Annotated in this window: 11 protein-coding genes, 1 tRNA gene and 1 pseudogene; 7 read left to right on the forward strand and 6 right to left on the reverse strand. The window is 64.6% G+C overall.

All coding sequences use genetic code 11. The features are described from left to right. Positions 1-3: 3 nt before the first annotated feature. From ACTDXD_RS05750 to ACTDXD_RS05760, 3 genes are read right to left on the reverse strand one after another with little or no spacing between them, the layout of a single operon-like run. Positions 4-1062 (reverse strand): beta-mannosidase, encoded by a 1059-nt coding sequence (locus ACTDXD_RS05750; protein WP_440126211.1) that lies wholly within the window; start codon positions 1060-1062, stop codon positions 4-6. Positions 1063-1103: 41 nt separating this feature from the next. Next, the gene (dcd, locus tag ACTDXD_RS05755) at positions 1104-1694 is read right to left on the reverse strand and encodes a dCTP deaminase (RefSeq protein ID WP_440126212.1); all 591 of its coding nucleotides are present in this window, start codon (positions 1692-1694) and stop codon (positions 1104-1106) included. A 32-nt stretch (positions 1695-1726) separates the two neighbouring features. Then, entirely contained in the window at positions 1727-2350 is a 624-nt protein-coding gene (locus ACTDXD_RS05760) for a TetR/AcrR family transcriptional regulator (protein WP_440126213.1), read from the reverse strand. A gap of 89 nt (positions 2351-2439) precedes the next feature. Here ACTDXD_RS05760 and ACTDXD_RS05765 point away from each other — a divergent pair, with 89 nt between their 5' ends. From ACTDXD_RS05765 to ACTDXD_RS05775, 3 genes are all read left to right on the forward strand, one after another. Then, on the forward strand, positions 2440-3261 hold the full coding sequence (locus ACTDXD_RS05765; protein WP_440126214.1) for an oxygenase MpaB family protein: 822 nt from the start codon (positions 2440-2442) through the stop codon (positions 3259-3261). Between the two features lie 85 nt (positions 3262-3346). Continuing rightward, positions 3347-3420: transfer RNA gene (locus tag ACTDXD_RS05770), tRNA-Gly, on the forward strand. A gap of 352 nt (positions 3421-3772) precedes the next feature. Next, positions 3773-5038 carry a Fic family protein gene (locus tag ACTDXD_RS05775; RefSeq protein ID WP_440126215.1) on the forward strand — a complete coding sequence of 422 codons (1266 nt, stop codon included), beginning with the start codon at positions 3773-3775 and terminating at the stop codon, positions 5036-5038. 277 nt (positions 5039-5315) lie between these two features. On the opposite strand, the gene ACTDXD_RS05780 is transcribed toward ACTDXD_RS05775, so the two are convergent. Then, a complete protein-coding gene (locus ACTDXD_RS05780; protein ID WP_440126216.1) occupies positions 5316-6467 on the reverse strand; it encodes a sensor histidine kinase in 1152 nt (383 codons plus the stop codon). Further along, positions 6464-7153 carry a response regulator gene (locus tag ACTDXD_RS05785; RefSeq protein WP_440127548.1) on the reverse strand — a complete coding sequence of 230 codons (690 nt, stop codon included), beginning with the start codon at positions 7151-7153 and terminating at the stop codon, positions 6464-6466. The genes ACTDXD_RS05780 and ACTDXD_RS05785 overlap by 4 nt, the downstream gene beginning before the upstream one ends. Before the next feature lie 252 nt (positions 7154-7405). Between ACTDXD_RS05785 and ACTDXD_RS05790 the strand changes: the two genes are divergently transcribed. The 4 genes from ACTDXD_RS05790 to ACTDXD_RS05805 all read left to right on the forward strand — a co-directional run bounded on the left by ACTDXD_RS05790 (position 7406) and on the right by ACTDXD_RS05805 (position 11976). Continuing rightward, positions 7406-8041: a DUF305 domain-containing protein gene (locus ACTDXD_RS05790; RefSeq protein ID WP_440126217.1), complete on the forward strand. Its 636-nt coding sequence runs from the start codon at positions 7406-7408 to the stop codon at positions 8039-8041. Positions 8042-8088: 47 nt separating this feature from the next. Then, positions 8089-10236 (forward strand): copper-translocating P-type ATPase, encoded by a 2148-nt coding sequence (locus ACTDXD_RS05795; protein WP_440126218.1) that lies wholly within the window; start codon positions 8089-8091, stop codon positions 10234-10236. 124 nt (positions 10237-10360) lie between these two features. Continuing rightward, the gene (locus ACTDXD_RS05800) at positions 10361-11398 is read left to right on the forward strand and encodes an alpha/beta hydrolase (protein ID WP_440126219.1); all 1038 of its coding nucleotides are present in this window, start codon (positions 10361-10363) and stop codon (positions 11396-11398) included. Positions 11399-11550: 152 nt separating this feature from the next. After that, on the forward strand, positions 11551-11976 hold the full coding sequence (locus ACTDXD_RS05805; protein ID WP_440126220.1) for a low affinity iron permease family protein: 426 nt from the start codon (positions 11551-11553) through the stop codon (positions 11974-11976). 11 nt (positions 11977-11987) lie between these two features. On the opposite strand, the pseudogene ACTDXD_RS05810 reads toward ACTDXD_RS05805, so the two are convergent. Continuing rightward, positions 11988-12689: pseudogene (locus ACTDXD_RS05810) on the reverse strand (trehalose-6-phosphate synthase); the annotation flags it as partial. Positions 12690-12707: the final 18 nt, after the last annotated feature.

Consider the following 12707-nt stretch of genomic DNA (forward strand, 5'->3'; position numbering starts at 1 on the left):
GACTCACCCGACACTCAACTGTCGCCCGAGGACCGCACGCACCGGATCCTTCGGACCGATGTCGAAAGTGCACTCCGTGAGGCGGGGATCCGGCACGTACGCCCACATCACGGCCCCTGCCGTCCCGAGTTCGCGGTAATGGCTGAGCCTTTCGTCGACGATCTCGGCGCGTTCGTCCAGCGCGAGGCAGCTTCCCGCCTCGATTCCGAATTCACCCACGAGGAGCGGCTTGTCGGTCTCGGCCAGACGTAGCGCGAGGAATCTGCCGTCGTCGTAATCGTGGTATTGCGCGACGTCGACGGACGGAGATCCCATCACGATCACGAATCCCTCCCCCGCCGTGCCGCATTGGTTTCCGCCGATTGCTCCCAGTGTGATCGGGTGATCGCGGTCGCGATCGCGCACGATCCGGCCGGCTTCGTCGGCCCATTTCCTCAGGACGATGGCCGCATCGGGAGGACATTGCCGATGTTCGAGTGAGCAGTCGCCGCCCGGGCACGTCGCGGCCTCGGGCTCACCGAGTAGCTCCCACATTGCGAGTGCCGGTGAGTCACGCCAGCGTTCGACGGACTTCGCTACCCACTGTTCATAGCTCAACGCATGGCCGTCCTGGACTTCCCTCCAGCCATCGACGTACCAGTCGCGTTGTTTGTAACCACCCGCGTCGCAACCGCTGTCCTGCGGTGCCAGTACCGGAACGACCAACTGGTGATGGCGCGCAGCGGCATCGAACACCGCGTCGATCGCCGTGAAGTCGACCGTCCCCGTGTCGCGATGGATGGCGTGTGATTGGAACGCGTCGAAGCGAGTGAGCGAATTCGGCGGAAGTGAACCGAAGAAGGCATCCAAGTCGACCTGAGCACCGCAGCCCTCGTTGCGCGACCAGTCCGTAGCCAGTTGGTAGGCGTTGACTCCGGTCGGCCACCAGGAGCGTCCGTCGAGCGTGAGGTTGTCGCCCATGACCGCGACCCTCGATCCTTCCGGAGGGGACTGGCGCGGTGAGAGATCCTGCCCACACGACGTCATGAACAACACGATCGCGACGAGCACTGCCAGGCGCATCCATCGACGGTAGCCCGAGACGAACGTCGGCGCCGCCGTATTCAGCTGGGACGTGCGTCGGGATGTTCGTGCACGAAGTTCAGGTACGCCTTCGACGGCGTCGGGCCCCGCTGACCCTGATATTTCGAGCCCACCTTCGCGCTGCCATACGGGTGCTCGGCCGGACTCGTCAGCCGGAACAGGCACAGCTGCCCGATCTTCATTCCCGGCCACAACGTGATCGGCAGGTTCGCGACATTCGACAGTTCGAGGGTGATGTGGCCGTCGAAGCCCGGGTCGATGAATCCGGCCGTCGAGTGCGTGAGCAGGCCGAGGCGCCCGAGCGACGACTTACCTTCGAGCCGGCCCGCGAGATCGGACGGCAGCGAGCAGCGTTCCATCGTCGAACCGAGGACGAACTCCCCCGGGTGCAGCACAAATGACTCGTTCTGGGGAACCTCCACCAGCGAGGTGAGCTCGTCCTGCTGTCTTGCGGGGTCGATGTGGGTGTAGCGGGTGTTGTTGAAAACGCGGAACAGACTGTCCAGGCGCACATCGACGCTCGACGGCTGCACGAGGTCCGGGTCGTAGGGGTCGATCCCCAGATGTCCGGAGGCGATCTGGGCGCGGATGTCGCGATCGGAGAGCAGCACGGATAGAGGTTAACAACCTCACTCGTGGGAGCTCAGCTCCTGTTCAGGTGGGAGGCCATCGCGAGGAGCAGCTCGGTGCACTCCTCGATCACGTCGTCCCGGCTCAGCGGCACGGTTTCGTCGAGCCACGCGGTAAGCGCTTGGGCGAGACCACCGACGACGTAGTGGGCGGCCAGATCCAGGCGCGGACTCGGTTTGACCTCGTAGAAGTCCTCGGCTTGCAGCATCACCAGGCCCGCGAACATCCGGGTCGAGTCGAGTCGCCGCTTCGCGAGCTGGGGGTTGGCCTGACTGACGGAGAACAGCATGCGGCCGAGTCTGGGATCCTCGCCGATCTCGTGGACGATGTTCTCGACACACGCCCGGACGAGCGCCCGGTCCTCACGGGGCGCCGCGGCTATTGCCGCCAGCGTGCTTTCCGCGATGCGCTGGACAACGTAGTCGTACACCGCTCCGGTCAGCTCGTCGCGGTCGGCGAAACTCTCGTAGAAGTATCGCGATGCGAGGCCTGCGAGCTTGCAGACGCCGCGGACGGACAGAGTTGCGTCGCCGTCGGCAGCTCCGAGCAGGTCGAGGCCGGCGTCGATCAGCTTTGCCCTTCGGTCTGCCAATCGTTCGTCGCCCGCGCGTCCACCGTAGATCCGTCCTGTCGCCATGCAGACATCATCCCAGCAAAGGTCCTTTACGCCCGACTTTCATCTGAGTACAGTCGTAAGCAATTTGCGATCTCAGAGGAGAGCCCAGCATGACCACGATCGAAAAACCCACAGGTCTCGACGACGCGATGGACGGCGTCGGCCTTGCCGCAGGCGCCGCGAACATCATCATGCAATTGTCGTGGCCGGGTGTCGGCTACGGCGTCTTCGAAAGTCGCGTCGAGTCGGGTCGCCTCTTCGACCACCCGTACAAGCGGAGCCGCACCACCCTCGGCTACCTCGCTGTCGCAGCCAAGGGCACCGACGAAGAGAAACGGCTGTTCCGCAACGGCGTGAACAAGGCGCACGCCCAGGTTCGCTCGACCGGAGCAAGCCCCGTCAAGTACAACGCGTTCGATCCCGAACTCCAACTGTGGGTGGCCGCGTGCATCTACCGCGGATTCGAGGACGTGCATCGCGCGCTGTACGGGCCGATCCCCGAACATGCCATCGACCACTTCTATCAGCGCGGCGCAACCTTCGGCACAACACTGCAGGTCAAACCGGACATGTGGCCCGCCGACCGCGAACTGTTCGAGGAGTACTGGAATGAAGGTCTCGCTAAAGTCCACATCGACGACGTCATCCGCGAACACCTGATCTCCATCGCACGGATGGAGTTCCTCCCCAAACCCGTGTCGCTGGTGGCGGGACCGATCAACATGTTCCTGACCGCAGGATTCCTGCCGCAGCGATTCCGCGACGAGATGATGCTTGCGTGGACACCTCGCGACCAGCGTCGGTTCGACCGCGTGATGCGCGCCATCGGCAAGGTCAACAAGCGACTTCCGCTCGCAGTGCGCGAAGCGCCCTACCGGCTGCTTCTGGCCGACATGCGGTGGCGAATCAAGACCGGACGCGCATTGGTATAGCGGTGTGCGGTAGTCGCCGGAGAGTCTGCTACAGTTTGCTCCGAGCGTGGGCCGGAGCCGGTGAGAATCGGCAGAAGCCCAGCGTGCCGATGTAGTTCAATGGTAGAACATCAGCTTCCCAAGCTGAATACGCGGGTTCGATTCCCGTCATCGGCTCCATCTCTCCCATCCTTCAACGCCTCGTATCGTGCGTGTACACCTACTTCTGACCTGCCCTCGCCATGGCGCCAATCCCCGCACGGTGCCGAGAAGGCTCCGGTGCAGTGGGAATCAACCCACCCGCGCCTGATGGGGACGTACTTGCCCCTGTCAAGATCGGGATCGGATGACGCGGCCAGCAGACACCTGATCCCGGTCCCGGGAAGCTCAGGCCGCCTCCGCTCATGCGGCCAGCGTGAGTCCTGAAACGACACCCGCGCGCCGCAGTTCTATTTTATCCAGATCCACTTCTGGATAAAATAGTCCATTAGGGCAACGCCACTAAATGATGTGCAGACGGGGGGCAGACCTGATGGCATACAGAACCTTGAAGTCGGTCTTTCACCAGCGAGATCGCGCTGGTGCCGATGCGGAGGAGTGGGCACGGCGAGAGTCGCCCGCCGCCGTCCACTGGGACCTGCTGATCGGCGAACACTCGATGTTCGCGCTGATGACACCCGAACTCGCAGCGCTGATCGAACGGATCATGAGCTTCGAGCCCAAGATTCAGGCCGAGTGGAACGGGCTGCCAGTCCGCGCGCGCAGCCACTACCTGCATCGCATGGTGATCGACGAGATCCAGGCAACGAACGAGATCGAACAGGTCCGCTCGACCCGGAAGGAGATCAGCGAGGCAATCGAAATGGTGCGGTCGGAACAGAGTCTCGCGAACAAGCGGTTCGCGGAGATGGTGCGGCTCTACCTCGACATCGGCAACGACCAGGCCGAGAGTCCGCAGACGCTCGACGGCATCCGAGCCGTCTACGACGCGGTAACTCGGGGCGAGATTCGCGAGGAGGACGCCCCCGACGGGAAGCGGTTCCGGCAAGGACCAGTGTCGATCACATCAGGAATCAAGGTCGTGCACAGCGGCGTGTTGCCCGAATCTGCGATCGACCACGCCCTGACGCTCATGTTGGGCCAGGGGCGCGACGACTCGATCCCTCGGCTGATCAGAGCAGTGGTCGCACACTTCATCTTCGAGTACACGCACCCGTTCTACGACGGCAACGGCCGAACCGGGCGCTACCTTCTCGCACTGGATCTCAGACAGGTGCTGGCTCCGTATGCGAGCCTGGCATTGTCGGCGACCGTCGCCGACAACAAGGATCGCTACTACCGAGCGTTCTCCGGCGCAGAGAATCCTTTGAATCGCGGAGATCTGACGCCCTACCTGATCGACATGCTGGAGATTATCGCCGAGGCGCAACATCGCCTGCTGCTCGACCTCTCCGAGCGCAGGCAGAAGATCGACACACTCGCGGCGCGTATCCGCGTTCTGCTGGTGGATGAGCAATTTCCGCTGAACTTGGGACTCGACCGCGAGTCGACGCCGCCGATTGATGGCGACGCCATCGGTGATGTCCTGTTCACCCTGGGCCAGGCCCGCTACTTCGATGCGAACAGCGCCGTCAAATTGCACACCCTGGCCGAGGTGGTGGGTCGATCCAGCCAGTTCATACGCCCGCGGCTACGTCACCTGGACGATGCCGGGATTATTGAGACGGTCACGAAGAAACCGCTGCGCTTCCGGCTTACGGCGCGGGGCGTATCACTCCTCGAACTGGATGGGAAGTGATTCGAGCCAGGTCGCAGATCGCCCGGCAGGCCTGTAATTCTGTGCACGCATCTGATCGACGAACTGGCAGATGCCCCCAAGCACCTGCGGTGCAGGGGGTGCCCCCGCGGCGGCGAGATGGGGGTACCTTCCGCGCGGGGAACGAGCTCCCTCGCGAAGACATCGAGGCGACCTTCAGGATCTCTTTGACTTCCTTGATATCTCGATTCCAGCGCCCGAGTTTCATGACCTCGACTACTCCACGGACGTTGCACCGGGACGCCTCGGCCTGCCGGGATCAGAGTGTGACGACGGGAAGTTCGATGGTGAAGCGGGCACCGCGACCGAGTCCGTCGCTGTGCGCCCGGATTCGGCCACCGTGGGCGTCGACGAGCGCGCGGGTGATGGTCAACCCGATGCCGCTGCCGCTGCGTCCGTTGCGGCGGTCGCGGGCGGTGTCGACCCGGTAGAACCGGTCGAACACATGGTTCAAGTGCTCGGGTGCAATGCCGTCCCCGGTGTCGGCGACGCCGATCTCCACCCGGCTGGGGCCTGCGAGCGCACTGGTGACGGTGACCGTCCCGCCCCGGGGGGTGTGCCGCAACGCATTGTCGAGCAGATTGCCCAGCACCTGCCCGAGCCGGTCGGGATCGACCACCACCGGCACCGAATCATCGACGTGGACGCGCAGTTCCACACCCTTGTCGTCGAACTGCTCGCGCGCGCCGCGGACAGCCTCTGCGACCAGCGCTCCCGTGGCCAACGGCACGGGCCGCAGACGGGTGAGGTGTTCTTCTGCGCGCGACACGGCCGCGATGTCCGCCGCGAGTCGGTCGAGCCGGTGGGTGGCGGCGCGCAGGACCTGCACAGTGGGGTCGTCGAGACTGCGGACACCGTCTTCGAGTGCTTCGAGATAGGAGTCGAGAGTAGCGAGGGGGGTACGCATCTCGTGGCCGAGATCGGCGAGCATGCGTCTGCGAGTGGTCTCGGTGTCCTCGAGACGCCGGGCGAGTTCGTTGACCCCGGCAGCGAGTTCGTCGAACTCGCGACCCAGGCCCGGGCCGGCCAGACGGGTATCGTACCGGCCGCCGGTGATCCTGGCGGTGGAGGCGGTCACGGCGGAGACCGAACGTTGGACCCGGCGAGCGATGTACCAGCTCATCACAAGCGCCAGCAGGACCGCGATGGCGACTGCCAGGCCCCAGGCCAAGATGATCGCCCAGGTGAAGGCCTCCTCGACATGAGCGGCTTGGCTGGAATTGTGGTCGATGCCTGCCTGACCCAGATGATCGTGGAAGATGCCGGGCGCAAGCGCGGAAGCGACGAGCCAGGCACTGACCGCACAGCCGATCACCACCGCGGTCAGCGCGAGAAACATACGGGTGCCGAAACTCGAACCGGTCAGAACCTGCCGCGGCGACGGCCGGGACTCGCGGATTCGGCCGGTCATCGTCCGGTACCCATCCGGTAACCGACACCACGCACGGTGCGCACATAACGGCCGCGAGCGGCGTCGTCGCCCAGCTTGCGGCGCAGATGACCGACATGGACATCGACCAGGTGTTCGTCCCCCATCCAGTTCGGCCCCCACACCGTCTCGATCAATTGCGCTCGGGTGAGCACCACGCCGGGGTCACGTGCCAACGCGGCGAGGACATCGAATTCGGTGCGGGTCAGCGCTATCGGTACTCCGTCGACGGTGACTTCGCGGCCGTCGATGTCGAGAACCAGGCCCCCGAAGCTGCGAGGCGGCGCGGGTGGGGCCGGATCGGCCGGCGCGACGGTGGTACGGGGGCGGCGCAGCATCGCCTGGATGCGGGCTATCAACTCGCGGGGACTGAACGGCTTTGTCAGGTAGTCATCGGCGCCGACGGACAGCCCTATGAGGGTGTCGACTTCCTCGGTGCGGGCGGTGAGCATCACTACGTACGCGTCGGAGAAAGTGCGCAGCTGCCGGCATACCTCCACACCGTCCAAGCCCGGCAGGCCCAGATCGAGGACCACGACGTCGGGGTCGACCTGCCGCGCAAGAGCGACGGCCTCGGATCCGTCGCCGGTGATCGCGACCTCGAAGCCGTCCCGTTCGAGATAGGTGCCCACCAGAGCGGCCAGCGGCGCCTCGTCCTCGACGACCATCGCTCGCAATCCGGTCGGTGGTCGTCGCGACACCACCGGATCGCGGGCCGTGGCTGCAGTGTGAGTAGAAGGCGCCATGGCATCCATCATCACCAGTTCCCCTTGCCTTCGCGCCGCGGTGTGGCTTCTTGAGCAAATCTTCATACGACCTCGACCGAAACCCAGTGGTGCGCGCGCGAGGCTGGAGGTGCCGTGCCCCGAACCATGGGGGTCACGGCGGGTATGTGACCGTTCGAGAAAGGAACACATTTCATGGAACCCAAGAAGTTTCTTGCCGTCAGCGCAACCGCACTCGCGGTGGTATTCGCTGCAGCCGCGTGCAGCGACTCCGGCACCGACGCCACAGCCACATCGTCTCCCGCCACGTCCTCGGCTACCACATCCGCCGCCGAAGAGGCAGCAGCGCACAACGACGCTGACGTGATGTTCGCGCAGATGATGCTCCCGCACCACGCTCAGGCCATCGAGATGAGCGACATGATGCTGGTGAAAGAGGACATTCCGACGGAGGTGACTGTGCTCGCCGAGCAGATCAAGGCTGCTCAGGGTCCGGAGATCGAGCAGCTCGAGTCCTGGCTCGAACAGTGGGGTGAACCTACCCTGATGCCACAGGAAGACCATGACATGCCCGGTATGGACGACAACATGAGCGGGATGGAGGGGATGATGAGTGAGCAGGACATGCAAGCTCTGGCGGATGCACAGGGCACGGACGCTGCACAGTTGTTCCTTACTCAGATGATCGCCCACCACGAAGGCGCAGTCGCCATGGCCCAGAACGAGATCGACGACGGACAGTTCCCCGACGCGGTGAGCATGGCCCGTGCCATCGTCGAAACCCAGCAGCAGGAAATCGACACCATGCGCCAGTTGCAGACCACCCTGTAATCGCCCACCCCTCGCCTCTCGGTCTGCCATGGACAGGAGCTTTCTCGATGTCGCACCCGGAGCACGAACACTCGCATCCGTCACCGGCCGGGCACGACCACGCCACGTTCACCCAGAGTCGGCGCTACGACGAGCGCGGTCCGCGCATCAGGCCAGGTGGGCACAACGGCCACGACAAGCACGCCGGACACGGCGCGCACGGGGAGATGTTCCGCCGCCGATTCTGGATCAGTCTGATCCTGTCCATCCCGGTCGTCGCGTTCAGCCACATGGTCGCGGATCTGCTCGGCTACCACATCCCGGATTTCCCTGGCGCCATGTGGATTCCGCCCGTGCTGGGCACGGTGATCTTCGCCTACGGGGGCAGTCCCTTCCTCACCGGCGGCTGGTCCGAGCTCAGATCCCGGCGGCCCGGGATGATGCTGCTCATAGGGATGGCGATCACGGTCGCCTTCGTCGCCTCGTGGATCACCACGCTCGAGCTCGGCGGCTTCGACCTGGACTTCTGGTGGGAACTGGCGCTGCTGATCGTGATCATGCTGCTCGGCCACTGGCTCGAGATGAGAGCGCTCGGCTCGGCTTCCGGCGCCCTCGACGCACTCGCCGCGATGCTGCCGGACACCGCCGAGAAGATCACCGACGAAGGCAACCGTGAGGTGCCGTTGACCGAATTGTCCCGAGGAGACCTGGTACTGGTCCGCGCCGGGGCCCGGATGCCCGCAGACGGTACCGTCGTCGACGGCCGCGCCGAGGTCGACGAATCGATGATCACCGGAGAATCGAAGACCGTCACCCGCGAGAGCGGCGACTCCGTGGTGGCGGGCACCGTCGCTACCGACAGCACGCTGCGAGTGCAGGTCACCGCGGTCGGGCAGGACACCGCTCTGGCCGGAATCCAGCGCATGGTTGCCGACGCTCAGGCCTCGTCCTCGCGCGCGCAGGCGCTGGCCGACAAGGCCGCAGCGTTCTTGTTCTACTTCGCGGCGACTGCAGGCGTTCTCACCTTCGCGGTGTGGTCGGTACTCGGCAATGTCGACGAGGCTGTGGTGCGCACCGTCACCGTGCTGGTCATCGCCTGCCCCCACGCCCTGGGGTTGGCGATCCCGCTGGTGATCGCGATCTCCACCGAACGCGCCGCCAAAGCCGGTGTGCTGGTGAAGGACCGACTCTCCCTCGAACGCATGCGCACCGTCGATGTGGTGCTCTTCGATAAGACCGGTACCCTGACCCGAGGTCGCCACCAGGTCACCGGCGTCGCCGCCACCGCCGAGGTCAGCGAAACGCATCTGCTGGCCGTCGCGGCGGCCGTCGAGAGCGACAGCGAACACCCGGTCGCCCGCGCCCTCGTGACTGCGGCCGAGACACGTGTGCCCAGCGATCAGCAGCTCATCGCCACCGACTTCCGATCACTGCCCGGGCGCGGGGTTCGCGCATCCATCGACGGCACCGACGCCACGGTCGGTGGTCCCACCATGCTGAGTGAGCTGGGACTGTCTGCACCCGAGGACGTCACCGCTGTTACCGACGGATGGGTGCAGCGCGGCGCATCCGTGCTGCACGTTGCCCATGGTGGTCGGGTGCTCGGCGCGGTCGCGCTGGAGGACGCCGTCCGCGAGGAGTCCCGCCAGGCCGTCGACGCTCTGCACGCCCGAGGCGTGAAGGTCGCGATGATCACCGGTGACGCCCAGCAGGTGGCAGACGCTGTAGCCGCCGATCTGGGTATCGACGAAGTCTTCGCGCAGGTGCTGCCCGAACACAAGGACGCTGAAGTCGCCGCGCTTCAGGACCGCGGCCACAAAGTCGCGATGGTCGGCGACGGTGTCAACGACGCTCCCGCGCTCGCCCGCGCAGACGTGGGGGTGGCGATCGGCGCGGGCACCGATGTGGCCATCGAATCCGCCGGTGTGGTGCTGGCGGCGAATGACCCGCGGGCGGTGCTGTCGATCATCGAGTTGTCGCACGCCAGTTACCGGAAGATGTGGCAGAACCTGCTCTGGGCCACCGGTTACAACATCATCGCCGTGCCGCTTGCTGCCGGGGTGCTGGCATTCGCCGGTGTCGCGATCTCCCCGGCTGTCGCGGCGGTGCTCATGTCGGTGTCCACCATCGTCGTCGCGCTCAATGCACAGTTGCTGCGTCGCCTCGACCTCGATCCTGCCCAGGAGAAGCAGCCCGCGGGGGTCTCTCCTGCGTAGGCAAGTCGGATGAGCCGGTCGGTCGACACGTCTGCAGCACCGCCACAGGGGTTTCCGTGGCTACTGCGTGGGTATTCCGAGGTATCGGATGAGGCACAGCGTCCGCGGGCCACAGGAGGTTGTCGTGAAGGACTCGGAGTTGGCAGGCGGAGCGGCCGATAGAACCCACACTGGTACGAGCATCCGCTCGCTGCTCGTGCGCAATGCTGCGCGAGTGCTGGCGAAACCCGCTGTAGGTGTATGGATGGCGCGTCCGGACCTCGCGTGGCCTCTCACACTCGTCGACGACACTGCAAGCCTGCTCCCGAAGCCGAGCGGTGCCGAGTACGCCGATGTCGACCTCGGTTCATGCAGCGCGGAATGGGTGCACGCCGAGTCGAAGAACGATGAGCAGGCGGTGTTGTACCTGCACGGCGGCGCTTTCCTCATGGGCGGGCTCAACACGCACCGACCTCTGGCAGTGACGCTGTCCGAGCGTGCGGACTGCCCGGTGCTCAACGTCGACTATCGGATGTTGCCGTCGGCTCCCGTCGCACATGCCGTCGAGGACGCAGTTCGAGGGTACGAATGGCTGTGCGACAAGGGATATGACGGAGAGGATATCGTGATTGCCGGCGATTCTGCCGGCGGCTACCTGGCCTTCATGACGGCGCTTGCCCTCGCGGAAGCAAAGCTACCGAAACCTGCTGGAATACTGGCTCTTTCACCACTAGTGGACACCGATGTCGACCGACGAGCCGGACGCGGACGACACACGGAGTGTCCGTTGTTTCCCGAAGCGGCAGTGGATTCACTGGTGGACTACATAGAAACAGCTCAGACGCGCCTGGTGGTGAACGGCGATGCCGCGCTTCCGATCTGCCCTCTCGACAACGATCTCAGTGTTCTGCCTCCTGTCATGATCCACGCTGGCGAGGACGAACTGCTCAGGACCGATGCAGAGGCGATGACCGAAGAGGTGCGTGCCTCAGGAGGGCAGTGCGAGCTGCATCTGTGGCGGAATCAAGTCCACGCTTTCCCTGTCCTCGCGGACGCGCTACCGGAGAGCCGTCGCGCTCTCCGGATAGCCGGGCGGTTCGTGAAGACGGTCACGCGCGGTGAGGATCCCGCGGTGATCGAGCCGCGACATCGTCGTTCTCCTGAGCAGGGCGCGGTGGCATGAGGGCAGAAGCGCATCCCAGCAGTTGATCTCGCATGATATCGGCTCGGGCAGACTCCCGCGGCGGACGTGGGATTGAAATCCTGCGAAACGGGAACCCTCGATTCGTCGTTCCGATTGAACATCGGGTTTTTCAGTGCGCCAGGAGGCCCGCCATGATCCCCTCACCGAACTCCGACAGCTGCGATGCACTGTCGACGATGCCATCACATGTGAAGGGACGCTTGTCACTGTTCGACCGGTTTGCCACGTGGGCCGACGGGGTCGTTTCTCGCGCCTGGTTCTTCGCTGCCTGCGTGCTCATCGTCGCGGTGTGGGCTCCCTCCATTGCGGTGATCGGCAACATCGATACCTGGCAACTGATCATCAATACCATCACTACGATCGTGACATTCCTGCTCGTGGCGCTACTGCAGAACACCCAGAAGCGTGCCGATGATGCCGTGCAGCACAAACTGAATGCCATCGCCGACGGGTTGGCGGACCTGATGGGAAAGCTTGCCGAGAACTATCCGGATCTCGAAGTCGATTGCAAGGAATTGCGCTCCGCTGTCGGCCTGGAGGATCGGGAAGGCAGCTGACGGATTTCGTCCAACCCGTGCTTCACGTCATCGAGGTCATGGGGATCGACCACGAAGGCGCGCTGCAGTTCGGCAGCGGCCCCGGCGAATTCACTGAGCACAAGCGCTCCGCTGGGTGTGGCGAGTTGCACCATGACGACGCTCTCCGGATCGAGGATGCCGTCGCTGAGTAACTCGTGCAGCGCCTCGAGCCGCACATTGGCCCCCTTGGTGTAACCGAGCCGGTCGACTCCGAGCAGAACCCGTTGCGGGATCTCCCATCTCCATACGGATCTATTTGGCGCGCAACTGGATATCGGTGGACTCGGGCTGATCCCGGAAGTGTGCAGAATCGATGGAGATGGGAAATGCGCCTACGCGCACCCGCCGTTCACCGACGTCGATGAAGCCACCGCCGGTGGTGCCCCTCGGAGCGCTCGGAAGGTCGAACAACCGCCGGGCGAGATAGAGTAGAAGCCTGCGACCTCGTCGCTGCTCAAAGGCACGGGGCGCAGGGCCAACCCGCCCTCGACGAACGGTGCGATGTCGACATCGGGTGCGCCGGGCCAGCCCACCCAGGCACCGTCGGCGGATCGGAGCACCGGTTCGAGCGCGGTGACCAGACCTCCTGGGCTGCGTCGCCAGACGTCGGGTCCTCCGTCCTGCCAAGGCTCCAGGTCGACCCGCAATCGGTTGTCGACCACGACGAATTCGTTCACTATTGCCTTGCTCATCACTGTTCCACTTTCGAA

This window comes from Rhodococcus sp. SJ-3, assembly GCF_051918125.1.
Taxonomy (GTDB): domain Bacteria; phylum Actinomycetota; class Actinomycetes; order Mycobacteriales; family Mycobacteriaceae; genus Rhodococcus.